We start from the raw sequence: 16,243 nt of genomic DNA on the forward strand, positions 1-16,243 counted from the left end.
TCCGTTCGTGATGCGATTAATATTGCTACCGGTAATGCGACCTTTGTGTGCATGGCCGGATGTGCATCCCAAGAGGCAAGCGAGGCTGGGGCCTGCTCTCATTGTTGCGAAGCTGGTTGTTGTTGTCAGGAACAAAATTTATTTGCCTGAAATATATCACATTTTTCCTGGCGGCGTCTTTTTGACTTGCCACACGGTGCCATATGTTGTTCATAAAATACGTTTCAGCAGGCATCGGAAATAGCTGACGGACGAGGCTTTACTCCATTCGGCTTAATCAAATGTCATCAAGTCGTCATCCCCGGCCTTTAATATGCAAATAACAAGTCTGAAATACTTTTGTTAATTGTGGCGCGCCGGCCCATCATGCGGGACCGGCGTCACTTATTTACCGACCGGGATCCTCATGCACACCTCGTTTTCCCCCTTGCGCACGCCGCTGCGCCTGACCGTCATGGCTACCCTGCTGGCCAGCCTGTCCGTGCCGGCCCTGGCGGCTTCCGATATTGTCATCAGCCAGGTGTATGGCGGTGGCGGCAACAACGGCGCGCTGTATCGCAACGATTTTATCGAACTGTTCAACCGCGGCGCCAGCCCCGTGAACCTGAGTAACTGGAGCGTGCAATACGCGTCCGCCGCCGGTTCGAGCTGGGCCGTGACGGCCTTGCCGGCTATCGATTTGCAACCGGGCCAGTATTTGCTGGTACAGCAAGCCAAGGGGACGGGCGGCACGCAGGACTTGCCCGCGCCGGATGCCTCGGGCAGCCTGGCCATGTCCGGCACGGCCGGCAAGGTGTTGCTGAGTAATAACAAGACGGCCCAGACGGGCACCAGCCCCACGGGCGCCGCCGTCGTCGACCTGGTCGGTTTCGGCACGGCCAACGGTTTTGAGGGCGCCGTCGCGCCCGCGCCATCGAATACCCTGTCGATTGCGCGCGCGAATGGCGGCTGCGGCGACACGGACGATAACAGCGTGGACTTTACCGCCGGCAGCGTGACGCCGCGCAACACGGCTTTCGAGCGCCACGTCTGCGGCGGCCCCGTCGTGCACCAGATCATCACCAGCTGCCCGGCCAGCCTGGCGCTGGCGCTGGGCAATGGCGGCAGCGCCGTGCTGCGCGCGTCCGACGTGGATGGCGTGGTGAATGCTGCTATCTTGAGCTCGCCGGCCGTGGCCGGCATCAGCCTGGCCAACTTCAGCGCGGCCGGCGTGGCGGGCGAGAGCGCCAGCGTGAACCTGCTGGTGGCCGCTGGCGTGCCGGTGGGCAATTATCCCGTCGTCGTCCAGTTCGGCAACGACCAGCAGCAAACGGCGTCATGCAAGGTCGACGTGGCCGTGCAAGGCCTGGCCGCCGTCAGCCACACGATCCCGCAAATCCAGGGCAGCGGTGCGGCCAGCCCCTACGCCAATTCCGTGCAGACGACCGAGGGCGTCGTCACCCTGAAAGTAGGCACGGGTTTCTTCATGCAGGACGCGGCCGGCGACGGCGACCCGTCGACCTCGGACGGCATCTTCGTGTACACGGGCGCGGCCGTTACCACCGTGCAGCCGGGCGAGCTGGTACGCGTGACGGGCACGGTGTTCGAATACACGCCGTCGGGCGCGAAAAATTCCTATACGGAACTGAAGGACGTGACGGCCATCCTCACGCAAAGCGCGGGCCACGGCATCGTGCCGGTGAATGTGACCTTGCCGAACGACAACCTGGCTGCCGTGGAAGGCATGCTGGTGCGTTTCACGCAACCGCTGACCGTCTCGCAAAACGCCTACCTGGGCGCGCGCGGCGAACTGACCCTGTCGGCGGGACGGCGCGAAGTGCCGACCAACCGCTATCCGGCAGGCTCCGCCGAAGCGCAAGCCTTGATCGCCGCCAATGCGAACAACCTGATCGTGCTCGATGATGGCATTTTCGTCACGCCGCCGACGATACCGTATATCGGCCAGGACAACACCGTGCGCAGCGGCGACACGGTGGCCGACCTGACGGGCGTGGTGGATTTCGGTGCCATCGGCGGTGGCGGCGCCGCCTACAAATTGCAGCCGACGCAGACGCCGCAATTCTCGCGCGACAACCCGCGCACGGGCAGCCCGGAACTGCCATCCGGTAACGTCAAGGTGGCCAGCGCCAACGTGCTCAATTTCTTTACGACCTTTACCAATGGCAATAACGTGTTTGGCCAGACGGGGCAGGGCTGCACCGTGGGTGCGTCGACCACCAAGTCGAACTGCCGCGGCGCCGACAACCTGGCCGAATTCGTGCGCCAGCGCGACAAGATCGTGGCCGAACTGAAAGCCATCGATGCGGACGTGGTGGGCTTGATGGAAATCCAGAACAATGGCGAAACGGCCGTCACTTACCTGGTCGAGCAGCTGAACGCGGCCATCGGCGGCGTCACCTACGCCGTGGTGCCGAAGCCGGCCGCCACGGGTACGGACGCCATCCGCGTGGCCATGATCTACAAGCCTGCCAAGCTGGGCCTGGTGGGCGGCGCCCTGTCGGACGCCAACGCCATCAACAACCGTCCGCCGATGGCGCAAACGTTCAAGGCCGCCAACGGCGAGAAATTCTCGCTGGTCGTCAACCACCTGAAATCGAAGGGCAGCTGCCCGTCGAGCGGGCTGGACGCGGACCAGAACGATAGCCAGAGCTGCTGGAACGCCACCCGCGTGCAGCAGGCCCAGCGCCTGGTGGGCAGCTTCGTGCCGCAGGTGGCGGCCGCCGCCGGCGACGCGGACGTGCTGGTCATCGGCGACTTGAATTCGTATGGCGCGGAAGACCCGATCCAGGTCATCACGGGCGCCGGATTCGTCAATGAACTCGAGCGTTTCGTGCGGCCGTCCGGCATGCCGTACTCATACGTATTCGGCGGCCAGAGCGGCTACCTCGACCATGCCCTGGCCAGTGCCTCGCTGAGTCCGCAAGTGGCGGGCGTGGCCGAATGGCATGTGAATGCGGACGAGCCGGAAGTGATCGACTACAACATCGACTCGGCCAAGCCGCAAGACCTGTACAACGCCTTGCCCTACCGCGCCTCGGACCACGACCCCGTCGTCATCAGCCTGGACTTGCAGCCCGCCTACCGCGACATCACGGCCGGCGTGGCGCAAGCCAGCTCGGGACTGACGTTCAACCGCGCGACGCAAAAGTACACGGGCACGTTCTCGTTCACCAACACGGGCGCGGCGGCCATCAGCGGCCCGTTCCAGGTGGTGTTCGGCGGCTTGCCGGCCGGCGTGACCCTGGCGAACGCCACGGGCAGCCATGCGGGCGCGGCTTTCGTCACCGTCAATGCGGCCAGCCTGGCGCCGGGCGCGACGGTCTCGTTCGCCGTCAGCTTCACCAATCCGTCGAAAGTGACGATCAATTACTCCGCCAGCATCTTCGCCGGCAACTTCTAAGGATACGACCATGTTGACAACGAAATTCAACCTTACCCTGCGCCGCGCCGTGCTGGCCGCCTTGCTCGCTGGCAGCAGCAGCCTGGCGCTGGCGGACCCGCTCGGCTATCACGTGGAAATCGACACGAGCCAGTTCTCGGGCGCCGGTTTCCTCGACTTCGCCTTTATCGCCGGCAACAGCCCGGCGCCGGGCGCGACGGCCACCCTCAGCAATTTCTCGGGCGCGTTCGGCGCGCTGGCATCGCAGGAAGGCAACGTCAGCGGCAGCTTGCCCGGCACCTTGACCTTCGGCAATAGTGGCGCCTACAACGACTGGTTTCACAACGTGACCCTGGGCGGCAAATTCGGTTTCAACGTCGTTTTCGGCGGCGACTTCCTGAACACGGCCGGCAACGCGGGCACGACGTTTGGCGTGGGCTTGCTCGACTACACCGGCACGTCCTACCTGGGCAATGTGAACGGCAACCTCGTGCAATTCGAATTGACGCCGCTCAATGGGGGCATTCCGGCCAGCATCGCCGGCAGCACCTACGCCAGCATCGCGTCGATCTCGGCCGTGCCGGAAGCGTCGGAATGGATGATGCTGACGGGCGGCCTGGCGCTGATCGGTTTTGCCTTGCGCCGCCGCCAGCCTGTCATGCCGGCATAAGGTACAGTTTTCCTGCCTGAACACAGCGTGCCCCAGGTGCGCTGTGTTTTTTTGCCTATTTATTTGGAATAGCTATAAATCAGGAAACTAAATTGTATTGGTCACCGTTTTACGCTTGATGCATAGTCAAAAACTTGTCGGGCCGTCTAGTTTTTCATGGAGGGCCGCCAACTTTTTCGGAAGGATGCATCATGCGCCGTCATATTTTGCTGCTCGATCCCGCGCCCGCCATGCAAGCCTTGTTGCTGCATAACCTTGAAGGTGCCGGCTACCGGGTCAGCTGCGCCCCGGACGCGCGCGGCGCGCAGGCGCTGATGGCCGTGGATGCGCCCGACTTGCTGCTGCTGGAATGGGAGTTGCCGGACGCGTCCGGCATCGCGCTGCTGCGCCAGGTGCGCCAGGATGGCCAGCTGTGCGACTTGCCCATCATCATGGTCAGCGCGCGCGACAGCGAACAGGACAAGGTGCTGGCGCTGGAAAGCGGCGCCGACGACTATCTGTGCAAGCCTTTCGGTCCCCGTGAAATGCTGGCCCGCGTGCACGCGCTGCTGCGCCGGCGCACCCCATCGGCCTGGCGCCCAGGCGCAAACACGGCCGGCGCCAGCGTCTTGCGGCTCGACCCGCATACCCAGCGCGTGACGGCCGGCAGCGTGCCCGTCAGCCTGGGCCGCGTGGAATTCAAGCTGCTGCATTTCCTCATGGACCATCCCGGACGCGTGCATAGCCGCGCGCACCTGCTGGACCAGGTGTGGGGCCATGCGGCGTATCTTGACGAACGCACGGTCGATGCCCACGTGGGGCGCTTGCGCCAGGCTTTGCTGCCGGGCGGCTGCGGCCACCGCATCGAAACCGTGCGCGGCAGCGGCTACCGTTACCTGGCCGCCGATGCCGCCAACGCCGCCGTGCGCGCATGATGCTGCTGACGGGGCGGGAGCAGGAATACCTGCTGCACGCCATACTCGGCGCGCATGGCATCGCCGAGTCCGGCGATTTCTTTCTGTGGAGCCAAGGGCCGTTGCAAACGCTGTTGCCGCACGACCTATTAATCTGCGCGCAGCTGGGCGCCGACGGGGCCGTGCTGCGCAGCGAAGCCTGGCACAGCATCGTGCCTGATCACGCGCAGCTGCGCGAGCGCCAGGTCCAGCTGGCGCGCCTGGCGCTGGCCTGGCGCGCGGGCGGACAAAGGGCGGGCGTCATCGACGGTGTGCTGGTGCACGGCAGCGCGGGCGAGGGGGGCGGTAGCTTTTTTGCCCTGTTCGCCATGGGAACCGTGGACGCGGCACGCCAGGCGTATGCGCTGGAATTGCTGCTGCCCTACCTGCACCTGCACTGGCTGGCGCTGCCGGCCAGCCGGCGGGCGCCCCCGGCCGGGCCGGGCGCCACGCGCGCGGCCAGTGCGCGCGAACTGGAAGTGCTGCACTGGGTGCGCGAGGGGAAGAGCAATGACGAGGTGGGGCAAATCCTCGGCATCAGCGGCACCACCGTGAAAAGCCATTTGCAGCGCATCTATAAATTATTGGGCGTGAGCAACCGCACGCAAGCCGTCTCGCGCGGCATCGCGCTGCGCCTGCTCAGCCATTAGCGCTGATCCTGTATTGTATTCTTGCCATTGCCGCCGCCATCCTGCGTGTGTTCGATGCTGCCGGGCGACACCTGCGCCACCTCCGGGCTCGCTTGCAGGCGCGCCACTTCGTCCGCCGTCAGCATGGCGGCAAAGCCGTTGAAAGCCACCGTGTAGCGGTATTGCACCTGGGCGTCCGGCACTAGCGCCAGCACGGCGCGCTGCTGCGTTTCCAGCTGGGCCGTGTAGCGCCGCGCGGCGTCGCTGTTCGTATCGAGCCCATGCACGCCGTCCGCCTGCGAGGCCAGCGGCGGGGCGCGCAATTGCACCAGATACGATACGCGCGCCGCGGCGGCCTGCGCCGCGACAGGCAGCGCATAGATGCTGGCCATGCCTGCCAGGATGGCAATACTGAGGCGAAATGCGGACATGCTAGCTCCCTTGGCGCATGGCGCCCATGCGCCGATTGTACGCGCGTCGCGTATAAAAAACGCGCCCCGCAGGGCGCGCCGTGTTATTGCCTGGAGCGACACCGTTACAGCTTGGCATCCACCTTCACGTTGCGCTGGCTGGGAACGGCCAGCGGCAGCGGGTTGTTGGTCTCCACCGACAGCACGGTGGTGGACGCGGCCGCATTGTTGCCATCAAGGAAGACTACGCCGCCCAGGTAGCGCTTGCCCGTTTCCAGGCCCGACCAGCTGACGCCGGCCGTGGCGCTGCCGCCCACGTACACCTTGCTGGGAAGGGTGGCTTTCAGGTTGCCGCCCTTGTCGGCTGTCGTGACGACGGCCGACGACAGGCCGAAGCCGGTCGACACGCCATTTGCCACTTCGTAGCCGATCACGCACACCTTATAGCTGCCTGCCGCCGGGGTGGTCAAGGTAATAGACTCGTTCGAACCGGCCGTGGCCGAGGTGGCGACGGTCGCGCCGGTACTGTTGAGCAGCAGCAGGTCGAGGTCATTGCCGGCGCCTTCCGTGGTGTCGCGGTCGAAAATTTCGAAGCGCGCCACGACGGTGCTGGCGGGAATGCTGACATTGACCGCGCGCACGCCGCTGCCGCCCGCCTTGCACGCGGCAGCCATCTGTTCCAGCGTGTCGACGCTGCCCGGCGCGGCCTGGCTGATGGTTTGCTCGCTGCGCGCCACTTCCTTCAGGCCGCCCGTCGCCGCGCCCACCTTGCCGGCAAAGCCGGTGGACAGCGTCAGCGAACGCAGGCCGCTGACCTTGTCGGCCTGCAGCAATGCCGGCGACTGTACCGCGCGGCCCGAGCGGGCCGTGACGGGGCTGCGCACCGTGTGCACGCCGTCGCTCCACACGAGGGCGCCGTACTGCCAGGCATTGTCCGGCGCCGTGGTGCGCGTCAGGGTCACGGTGAAGGACTTGGTTTCGCCGGGCGCGAGCGCCAGGGTGGCAGGCGAAACCGCCACGCTGTAGCCGCTGACCGAGGCGCTGGCCGTGTAGGTGGCGCTGCTGCTGCCCACGTTGGTGACGCGGCGTGTCACCGTTTGCGTGCCCAGCACGTTGCCGATGGTGATCGACGGCATGTTCAGGTTGTAGCCGGCCAGGGTGCCGCCCGCGCATTCGGCCGTCATGCCGACGCCGCACATGTATTTCTTGTAGTCGGCCAGGCTGGCGTCATACACGAGGCCGGGATCGGTCGCCTTGTTCGGCGTCACGTGGCCGGCGCCCTGGCCCCAAGGCAGGATGCCGCGCGCGTCGCCCGCCTGAACGTCGGGCAGGGTGGTGCTGCCGGTCGTCATCAGGGCCGATTTGATGGCGGCCGGGCTCCAGTCCGGGTGCTGCTGGCGCAGCAGGGCGGCCAGGCCGGCCACGTGCGGGCTGGCCATCGAAGTGCCTTGCAGGAAGATGTAGGCTTGCGGCGGCACCAGGCTGCCATCCTGCACGGCGTCGCGCTGGGCGCGCGACAGGGCAGGCGTGCCGCCGGCCAGGATGTCCACGCCAGGGGCCGTGACGTCCGGCTTGAGCAGGTTGGCGTCGTACAGGTTCGGGCCGCGTGACGAGAAGTCGGCCACCACGGGGGCGGCGGGGCCGTTGCCGTTGGTGACGAAACGCGAGATGGCGGCCGTGGCCGTGCCCGTTTGCGCCTGGGCATTGATCAGCGCGCCATCGGCGGCGCTCACGTGCACGGCCGGCAGCACATGCGGGTCGGACACCAGACCGATGCCCGTGTCGACCAGCACCATGCCGGCGCCGCCCGCTTCGAGCACGGCGACGCCCTTGTCGGTACGCGCCGTGGTGCCGCGCAGGCAGCTGACGACCTTGCCGGCCACCTTGGCCGGGTCCAGCAGGGCCACGCCGCCGTTGTCGCCGGCGCGGTAGCACAGGGCCAGTTTTTGCGCATCGGCGCCGGGCAAGCCCGCATCCTGGGCGCGGATCAGGGTGGTGGCCGGCAGCGGGTTGTAGTTGAGCGAGGCGCCCGTGTAGCTGGCGCCGTTGCTGAGAGTCACTTTGGCCTGGTTGGCGCGGTTGTGCGTCGAAGCGGCCACGGTGGTGATCCATGGGCTGACGTGGGCCACGGTATTGGCTGGCCCCGCATTGCCGGCGGACGCGGCAACGAAGACGCCCGCGTTCGACGCGTGCAGGAACGCTTGCTCGACCGGGTCGTTGACGGTGCCGCCGCCGCTGATCGAGTAATTGATCACGTGTACGCCGTCCTGCACGGCTTTTTCGATCGCCGCCACGCTGTCGCCGCCGTAGCAGCCGTTTTTCGCGCCGGTCGGCTGGGTGGCCAGGTTGTAGGACCAGCACACCTTGTAGACGGACAGGCGGGCGCGCGGCGCCACGCCGGAAATGGCGCCCAGCGGCGAACCGCCGACGGTGACGGGCACGCCCGCGTTGCCGCCCGCGGTGGATGAGGTATGCGTGCCGTGGCCGCCTTCGCCATTCGGGTCGCCGATGGAATCGCGCGGCGAGGTGTATTCGCTCCAGTGCTGGATCTTGTCCGTCTCGGTCAGGCGCACGGCGTTGAAATACTGCGCGCCGAGCAGCTTGTTGTTGCAATGGTCTTGCGTAAAGCCTTCGCCCGTCTGGCAGCTGCCTTTCCAGGCGGCCGGCGGAGCGCCGTAGGCCAGGGTGGCGTTCGGATCGAAGGTCGGTGCGCCGTTGGCGTCGACCTTGTCCGCATACGACAGGTTTTCCGGCCACACGCCGCCATCGACGATGCCGATGATGATGTCTTCGCCCGCATGCTGCTTGCCGCCCAGCTGGCTCCACAGGCCGCCCGGCTGGTCCAGGCCCAGGAAGGTGGGCGTGTAGTTCGTCTGCAGGGCGCGCGGCTCGTCGGGAGCGATGCTGGCCACCTCGCCGCTCGCTTGCAGCTGGCGCACTTCGGCGTCCGTCAGCAGGGCGGAGAAACCGTTGAGGACGATCTTGTACTGGTATTGCACGGGCGCGGCGGCGACGAGGGCTTGTACCCGGGCCTGTTTCTGCTCAAGGTAGTCGCCGTACAGCTGCACTTGCGCGCTGGCCAGGTCGAGGCGGCCGCCGGCGGCAGGCTGGGTGGCGCCCAGTCCTTCCACCGAGCCGGTGTAGGAGGCGATCGGTTTGTCGGTCAGTTGCACGATGTAGGGACGGCGCAGGTCGTCGGCGTGGGCCTGGAAGCTGAGGCTGGCAAACAGGCTCAGCACGGCGAGCGAAATAGGACGCAAGGCGGGACGGAATGTCATGTAGGGTTTCCTGGTGACGGTAGCGGGAATCGAAAGGGATAAATCAGGCTTGCTGGCGGCGGCGCGCCGCGAAACCGATGCCTGCCAGGCCCAGCAGCATCATCGCGTAGGTCGATGGCTCCGGTACCGAGGCGACGATATTGTCGAGTGCAAACTGGCCCTTGTTGCTGCTGAAGGCGTTGCAACTGCCGGCCGTGTTGCAAGTGAAACCGAAGAAGGCCAGCGAGGCGAACTGCTGGCTGCCGAAGTTGGCGCTGGTGCTGTAGCGCTGGAACTGGAAGTTGCCGCCGATGGGGCCGCCCAGCTGGTACGTTTCATACAGGGAAGAGCCGTCCGCATAGAAGCCTTGCACGCGCAGCAGGCCGGCCACGGCCGGATAGGTGACGCCCTGGGCATAGCCGATGAAGCTGGCGTCGAAGCCCTGCAGGCTGACGCTGCCGCCCGTCTTCAGCGGATCCAGGTAGACGATGCCGTCGTTGAGGGATGCATAGTAATTGCTCGTATTGTTGCTCGGGCACGCCATGCCGCAGGCGGCCGGGTCCGTGCCGTCGAAGACTGCGCCGACCAGGTCGCCATTACTGGCGCCGTCGGCATTTGAGAGGCCCGTCAGCAGGAAATTTTTGAATTCCAGCGAGTCGCCGTGGCCGACGAACTGGCTGTCGAGATTATCGAAGTTGATCACGTCCGCGACGGCGGCGGGAGCCCAGGCGGCGGACAGGGCCAGGATGGCGGCACCAGTCCACTGCTTGGCCGAGAAAGGACTTGCTGCGGCAGTTGCCTTCGAATGCACAATACGAGTCATGAATTTTCCCTTGGTGATTATGTCGGATGCAATATGTTTTGCGTCTTGGATGCTGTCTTGGATGCTCTCTCCTGCGCGGCCGGATAGGATCAATGCGGACCCATGCGTAGAAAATTGATTTTTACTATAGCAAAAGAGGCAATTTCATTGTTTGATATTCTTTCAAATTTAATTTGAAAGTTACAAATAATGAATGAATAAAATTCATCATTCACTATGGTTTGACAACCAAAAGTAGATAGTTTCCGCATTGAAAATAGTTGAATAATTGACTAGCCAGTCAGGCGTGCGCGGCGCCGTGGCCCTTTCGTACACACTGGATGGTTTCCGCAGGAATTTGTTGTTCACAGAGCAAAGAAAAGATTGTATTAACCATAACCGGCATGGTAGGCTGATAAGCATCAGGCAAGCGCGTGTCGCCCGTGCGTGGTCATCCGCCGCGCACAGCGACGCAATGTATTGAAGGTAGGCAATAAGGAGTTACCGGATGCATGCAGCACACAGGCAGAACCTTGCGGCAACGCGCCATGCGCGCGGCTTTACCTTGCTCGAACTGCTGGTGGTCATCGTGATCATCGGCTTGCTGGCCGCGTATGTCGGCCCCAAGTATTTCGCCCAGCTGGGCAAATCCGAAGTGACGGTGGCCAAGGCGCAGATCGAGGCGTTTGAAAAATCGCTCGACACCTACCGCCTCGACGTGGGCCGCTATCCGACCACGGAAGAAGGCCTGGCCGCGCTGCTGGCCGCGCCGCCCGCCGCCGGCACGCGCTGGAATGGCCCCTACCTGAAAAAAGCCGTGCCGCTCGATCCGTGGGGCCATGCGTATCAATACCGTGCACCGGGCAGCAAGGGCGAGTACGACATCGTCTCGATGGGCAAGGATGGCCAGCCCGGCGGCAGCGGCGAAAACGCCGACATCAGCTCGCAATAACGCCAGCGCCATTCTTTTTCCTACGGACAAGCCATCATGCAGTTTGAAGTACGCGCGCTTTCCACGGACCAGGCCGTAGCTACCTTGCATACGTGCGTGATCGACGGCCGCGACGAGGCGGACGCGCGCCGCCAGGCCGAGGCGCGCGGCCTGTTCGTCAGCGCCATCCGCCCCGTGCGGGCCACGCCGTTCAGCGCGGCCGGGCGCCAGCGCGCGCGGGCCTTGCCCCTGCTGCTGTTCAGTCAGGAATTGCTGGCGCTGCTGCAAGCGGGCCTGGGCATCGTCGAAGCGCTGGAAGCCTTGCTGGAAAAGGAAGCGTCGCCGGCCACGCGCAGCGTGCTCACGCGCCTGCTGGAAGGCTTGCGCGAAGGCAAGCGCTTTTCCGCCGTGCTGGCAGAGCAGGCGGAACTGTTTCCCCCCTTGTATATCGGCATCGTCAAGGCGGCCGAGGGCACGAGCGACTTGCCACGCGCGCTGTCGCGCTACATCGACTACCAGCAGCGCATCGATACGGTGCGCAGTAAAATCGTCAGCGCCGCCATCTATCCGACTATTTTGCTGGCCGTGGGCGGCGGCGTCAGCGCCTTTCTGATCAGCTATGTGGTGCCCCGTTTCGCCGAGGTCTACCAGGGCGCCGGGCGCAATCTGCCGTGGATGTCGCAAGTGATGCTCAGCTGGGGCCAGTTCGTCACGCAGCATGGCGTGCTGCTGTTGCTGGGGCTGCTGATCACCGGCAGCGGCGTGTTCACTGCCGTGCGGCGCGCGCTGCGCCATGGCGGCGTGGCGCGCCTGCTGGCGAAGTTGCCGGGCATCGGCGAGCGCGTGCGCATCTATGAACTGTCGCGCCTGTACCTGACCCTGGGCATGCTGGCCGAAGGGGGCATTACCATCGTGCAGGCGATTGCCACCGTGCAAGCGATGGTCTCGCCGGGCATGCAGGCCTCCCTGCAAGGCGCGCGCGGCGCCATCGAGGCGGGCCAGCCGCTGTCGTCCGCCTTCGAGCAGCATCAATTGACGACGCCGATTTCCCTGCGCATGCTGCGCGTGGGCGAGCGCACGGGCGACATGGGGCCCATGCTGACGCAGTCGGCCGCCTTTTACGACGGCGAAATCAGCCGCTGGATCGACCGTTTTACGCGCACCTTCGAACCCTTGCTGATGGCCGCCATCGGCCTGGTCGTGGGCGCCATCGTGATCCTGCTGTACATGCCCATCTTTGACCTTGCCGGCGATATTTCATGATGCAGAGCGCAGCCGAATCCACCGCGGCCATCGCGGCCATCGACCCCGCGCTGCTGCAGCGCGCGCGCATGCTGAGCCGGCAATCGAAGCGCAGCCTGGTCGAGGAATTGCAGGAGCTGAGCGGCATCGAGGCGCGCGCCGTGGTGCGCGCACTGGCGCGCCCGTTCGGCCTGGACGTGCTGGAAACGGCCGACATGCTGGCCTTGTCTCCCGCCTTCGATGTGCTGCCCCTGTCGCAGGCACTGGCGCGCCACAGCGTGCTGCTGCGCGCCGCCGACGGTCAGCTGCTGGGCGTGATCGCCGACCCCTTCGACCTCGACCTGCAAACCTGGCTCGGCGCGCGCGCGGGGCAGGGCGTGTTGGACGTGCGCCTGGCGCTGCAGGCCGACATCGGCGCCTACCTGTCGAAGCAGGAAGAATCGGCGCGCGCCGTCGACAGCCTGCTGCCCGGCGCGGCGAACGATGCGCGGCGCGACGGCAAGACGGCCGCCGTGCTGTCGTTCGCCAGCGTGTCGGAAGCGGCCAGCCCCGCCGTCAAGCTGGTCAACTCGACCCTGTATGACGCCCTGAAGGCGGGCGCCTCGGACATCCACCTGGAAAGCACGGCCGGCGGCCTGGCCGTCAAGTACCGCGTCGACGGCGTGCTCGATCACGCCACGTCCGTCAACGGCATCGAAGTGGCAGAACACATCATCTCGCGCCTGAAAGTGCTGGCCGAACTCGATATCGCCGAGCGCCGCGTGCCGCAGGACGGCAGCTTCCGCGTCGAGGCGGGCGGGCGCGAAATCGATTTGCGCGTCTCCATCATGCCCAGCATCCATGGCGAGGACGCCGTCATCCGCATCCTCGACAAGCGCGCCATGATCGAGGCCTACGGCGCGCTGACCCTGGAAGCGCTGGGCTTTGACGCGCCCTCGCTCGAAGCCCTGCGCGCGCTGGCCCAGGAAGCCTACGGCATGCTGCTCGTGACCGGTCCCACGGGCTCGGGCAAGACGACGACCCTGTATGCGGCGCTGACGGAAATCCATAACGGGCGCGAAAAGATCATCACCATCGAGGACCCCGTCGAATACCAGCTGCCCGGCATCCTGCAAATCCCCGTGAATGAAAAGAAGGGGCTGACCTTCGCCAAGGGCTTGCGCTCGATCCTGCGCCACGACCCCGATAAAATCATGGTGGGCGAGATCCGCGACCGCGAGACGGCGGAAATTGCCGTGCAATCTGCCCTCACGGGCCATCTGGTGCTCACCACCGTGCATGCGAATAATGTGTTCGACGTGTTTGGCCGCTTTACCCACATGGGCATCGATCCGTATGCCTTCGTCTCGGCCCTGAACGGCATCTGGGCACAGCGCCTGATCCGCACCAACTGCCCCCATTGCGCCACCGACTACACGCCCGACGATGGAGAACTGGCCAGCGTGGGCCTGGCGCGCGCCGACGTGGCAGGCTATGAATTCAAGCAGGGCAAGGGCTGCGGCGACTGCCGCGGCACGGGCTACAAGGGACGCCGCTCGATCGCCGAGATTCTCGTGCTGACCGATGAAATCCGCGAACTGATCGTCGATAAAAAACCGATCCGCCAGATCAAGGCGGCCGCGTATGCGAACGGCACGCGCAGCCTGCGCCTGGCGGCGCTGGAACTGGTCAAGCGGGGCGCCACCACCATCACGGAAATCAAGAGGGTCACCCTGCATGCGTAGCGGTTTTGCGAAGTTGAGATTTGGAAGATTTGGACAGGCATTGCGCCTGGGCGTGGCGGCGGATGGCTTGAGCTTGTGGCGGGGCAGCCGCTGGCGCGCGCCCGCCTGGACGCCGTTGGGCGAAGCCGCGTATGTGCCGGACGCCGGTCAAGGCCTGCATGGCGATTTTTCCGCCATGGGCCAGGCGCTGGCGCAGTTGCTGGAGCGGCTGCTGCCGGCGGACCAATACGCGGGCTGGCCCCTGTCCGTGGTGCTCGACGACGCTTTGGCGCGCCTGTGGCAGGTGGACCTGCCGCAGGGCGCCGCGCGTCTGGCCGACATCGAGGCGGCCGCCGCGCTGCGCTTCCAGTCGCTGTATGGCGATGCGCCCGGCCTGTGGCACAGCAGCAGTGCCTGGGATGCGCGCGTGCCGTTTTTCTGCGCCGTGCCCCGTGCGTTGCTGGCGCAGCTGACGCGCGTGGCGGCCGACCGCAAGCTGGCTCTGATTTTTATTACGCCGCAATTCGCGCGCCACTGGAACCGCTGGCACGGCGCATTGAAACCGGGCGCCTGGTTCGGCCAGTTGCAGGAAAACGCCTTGACCCTGGGCGTGCGGCACGATGGCCGCCTGTGCGCCGTGCGCGCGCTGCCCGTGCCGCCTGGTGCCGGCAGGGACTGGCTGGCGCAGACGCTGGCGCGCGAGGCGCTGCTGCAAGGCGTGACCGCACCGGCGCTGCTGCAGCTGTGCGGCGCGCCGCCGCCCGCATGGCTGACGTCGACAAAAGAGTTCCACTGCCAGGTTTTTTCCACGCCGGACGGGGAAGGCGCTTTGTCGCCGGCCGCCCGGCTGGCGCGCAGCGGAGGCGTGGCATGACGCGCCTCGATATCGATTTCGCGCCGCCCGGCTGGCGCCGCAGCCTGCACCGCGTGCCCGCCTGGGCATGGGGAACGGGGGCGCTGGGCATGGTGCTGGTCGTCACGGCGGCGTACAGCGGCAGCGCTGCGCTGCAGCGCCAGCAGCTGCGCGAGGGGCAGTTGCAGCGCGCGCAGCAACGCGTGCTGGCCGCCACGCTGGGCCCGGCGCCTGCGCCGCAAATGGCCATCGCACCGGCGCAGGCGGCGGCCGTGAATGCGGCCATCCTGCAATTGAACCTGCCGTGGCGCGACCTGCAGGATGCGCTGGCCAGCGCCACGCCGCCCGCCATCGCGCTGCTGGCGCTGGAGCCGGACGCGCGCAAGCGCGTGCTGAAGATCACGGCCGAAACGACCGGCAGCGACGCCATGGTGGCCTATATCGCGCAATTGAAGCAGCAGGAGCTGTTCGGCTCCCGCGTGCAGCTGCTGCGCCATGAAATCAACGCGCTCGATCCGAACAAACCCTTGCGCTTCCAGCTTCAAGCGCAGTGGGGCACGCCATGACGGCCATCGATATCAATATCTTGCGCCTGCGCGCGCAACTGCTGCTGCGTCGCCTGGGCGTGCCCGCCTGCCTGGCCGTGATTTTGCTCGCACTGGGGATCGCCGCCTGGGCATGGGCCTGGCAGCAGCGCGCCGTGGCGGCGCAGCTGGAAGCGCGGCCCTTGCCGCAGCCGGCGCTGGCCGTGGCGGCCCTGGCGCCGCCGGCGACGGCCAGCGAAAACCTGGCCCGTTTTTATGCGGCCCTGGGGCAGCAGCGCCATGCGGAGCAGCAGGTCAAGCAGCTGTTCGACCTGGCCGCGAAAAACGGCTTGCTGCTGACGCAGGGCGAATACAAGAGCGGCTACGACAAGGCCAGCCGTGTCGCCACCTGGCAGGTGACCTTGCCGCTGAAGGGCAGTTATGCGGCCGTATGGCAGTTCGCGCTGCAAGCGCTGCGCGCCGTCCCCTTTGCCTCGCTCGACGAACTGAGTTTTCGCCGCGAGCAGATCGCCGATACGCAACTCGAAGCGCGCCTGCGCCTGACCTTCTATCTGACCGATACGCCTGGTGTTGCGGGAGAAACACCATGACCCCGCGCCATTGGCTCATGCTGGCCGGCGTGCTGGGCGCGGGCGCCTTGCTGCTGTTCGGCGAGCGCCAGCCCGTGGCCGACGTGGCCGAGGCGGTGGAGCGGGCCGTCGCGCCCGCGCGTAAGCCGGCCGGCAAAGCGGAGGCAGCGCAGCCGGCCATCCTGGCCCTGCTGCCGCGCAGCGAAGTGGCGGGCGAGGATGGCGACACCTTTGGCGGCGCCGGCGCTGTCTTCCAGAGCCAGAACTGGAATCCGCCGCCGCCGAAAACGGCGGTGACGGCTGCGCCGCCGCCACCGCCGC

The 16,243-nt window shown here is 66.0% G+C and carries 13 protein-coding genes and 1 pseudogene; 11 read left to right on the forward strand and 3 right to left on the reverse strand.

The window, feature by feature from the left end:
• The first annotated feature begins 406 nt into the window (after positions 1-406).
• The 4 genes from JAB8_RS11780 (at position 407) to JAB8_RS11795 (ending at position 5,631) form a co-directional block, all read left to right on the forward strand.
• Positions 407-3,400, forward strand: a complete 2,994-nt coding sequence (locus JAB8_RS11780; protein ID WP_070289619.1) for an ExeM/NucH family extracellular endonuclease — start codon at positions 407-409, stop codon at positions 3,398-3,400.
• A 10-nt stretch (positions 3,401-3,410) separates the two neighbouring features.
• Positions 3,411-4,049 carry an NF038129 family PEP-CTERM protein gene (locus JAB8_RS11785; RefSeq protein WP_070289620.1) on the forward strand — a complete coding sequence of 213 codons (639 nt, stop codon included), beginning with the start codon at positions 3,411-3,413 and terminating at the stop codon, positions 4,047-4,049.
• Positions 4,050-4,240: 191 nt separating this feature from the next.
• Complete coding sequence (locus JAB8_RS11790; protein ID WP_070289621.1) at positions 4,241-4,963, forward strand: winged helix-turn-helix domain-containing protein; 723 nt, start codon at positions 4,241-4,243, stop codon at positions 4,961-4,963.
• A complete protein-coding gene (locus JAB8_RS11795) occupies positions 4,960-5,631 on the forward strand; it encodes a LuxR C-terminal-related transcriptional regulator (RefSeq protein WP_070289622.1) in 672 nt (223 codons plus the stop codon). The genes JAB8_RS11790 and JAB8_RS11795 overlap by 4 nt, the downstream gene beginning before the upstream one ends.
• On the opposite strand, the gene JAB8_RS11800 is transcribed toward JAB8_RS11795, so the two are convergent.
• The 3 genes from JAB8_RS11800 to JAB8_RS11810 all read right to left on the reverse strand — a co-directional run bounded on the left by JAB8_RS11800 (position 5,628) and on the right by JAB8_RS11810 (position 10,100).
• Entirely contained in the window at positions 5,628-6,041 is a 414-nt protein-coding gene (locus JAB8_RS11800; protein ID WP_070289623.1) for a protease inhibitor I9 family protein, read from the reverse strand. The genes JAB8_RS11795 and JAB8_RS11800 overlap by 4 nt on opposite strands.
• Before the next feature lie 104 nt (positions 6,042-6,145).
• Entirely contained in the window at positions 6,146-9,298 is a 3,153-nt protein-coding gene (locus tag JAB8_RS11805; protein ID WP_070289624.1) for a S8 family peptidase, read from the reverse strand.
• A 43-nt stretch (positions 9,299-9,341) separates the two neighbouring features.
• Positions 9,342-10,100 carry an NF038120 family PEP-CTERM protein gene (locus JAB8_RS11810; RefSeq protein WP_070289625.1) on the reverse strand — a complete coding sequence of 253 codons (759 nt, stop codon included), beginning with the start codon at positions 10,098-10,100 and terminating at the stop codon, positions 9,342-9,344.
• Positions 10,101-10,587: 487 nt separating this feature from the next.
• On the opposite strand from JAB8_RS11810, the gene gspG reads away from it, so the two are divergent.
• The 7 genes and pseudogenes from gspG to JAB8_RS11845 form a co-directional block, all read left to right on the forward strand.
• Complete coding sequence (gene gspG, locus JAB8_RS11815; RefSeq protein WP_034782166.1) at positions 10,588-11,031, forward strand: type II secretion system major pseudopilin GspG; 444 nt, start codon at positions 10,588-10,590, stop codon at positions 11,029-11,031.
• Positions 11,032-11,067: 36 nt separating this feature from the next.
• Positions 11,068-12,273 carry a type II secretion system F family protein gene (locus JAB8_RS11820; RefSeq protein ID WP_070289626.1) on the forward strand — a complete coding sequence of 402 codons (1,206 nt, stop codon included), beginning with the start codon at positions 11,068-11,070 and terminating at the stop codon, positions 12,271-12,273.
• Entirely contained in the window at positions 12,270-13,976 is a 1,707-nt protein-coding gene (locus JAB8_RS11825) for a GspE/PulE family protein (RefSeq protein WP_083287671.1), read from the forward strand. The genes JAB8_RS11820 and JAB8_RS11825 overlap by 4 nt, the downstream gene beginning before the upstream one ends.
• Before the next feature lie 67 nt (positions 13,977-14,043).
• Positions 14,044-14,829 carry a hypothetical protein gene (locus JAB8_RS11830; protein ID WP_139143019.1) on the forward strand — a complete coding sequence of 262 codons (786 nt, stop codon included), beginning with the start codon at positions 14,044-14,046 and terminating at the stop codon, positions 14,827-14,829.
• Complete coding sequence (locus JAB8_RS11835; protein WP_070289628.1) at positions 14,826-15,374, forward strand: hypothetical protein; 549 nt, start codon at positions 14,826-14,828, stop codon at positions 15,372-15,374. The genes JAB8_RS11830 and JAB8_RS11835 overlap by 4 nt, the downstream gene beginning before the upstream one ends.
• Complete coding sequence (locus JAB8_RS11840; protein WP_070289629.1) at positions 15,371-15,943, forward strand: hypothetical protein; 573 nt, start codon at positions 15,371-15,373, stop codon at positions 15,941-15,943. The genes JAB8_RS11835 and JAB8_RS11840 overlap by 4 nt, the downstream gene beginning before the upstream one ends.
• A pseudogene (locus tag JAB8_RS11845) lies at positions 15,940-16,243 on the forward strand (hypothetical protein); the annotation flags it as partial. The gene JAB8_RS11840 and the pseudogene JAB8_RS11845, both read left to right, overlap by 4 nt.

It is taken from the genome of Janthinobacterium sp. HH106 (assembly GCF_001758725.1).
Classification (GTDB): Bacteria; Pseudomonadota; Gammaproteobacteria; order Burkholderiales; family Burkholderiaceae_D; genus Janthinobacterium.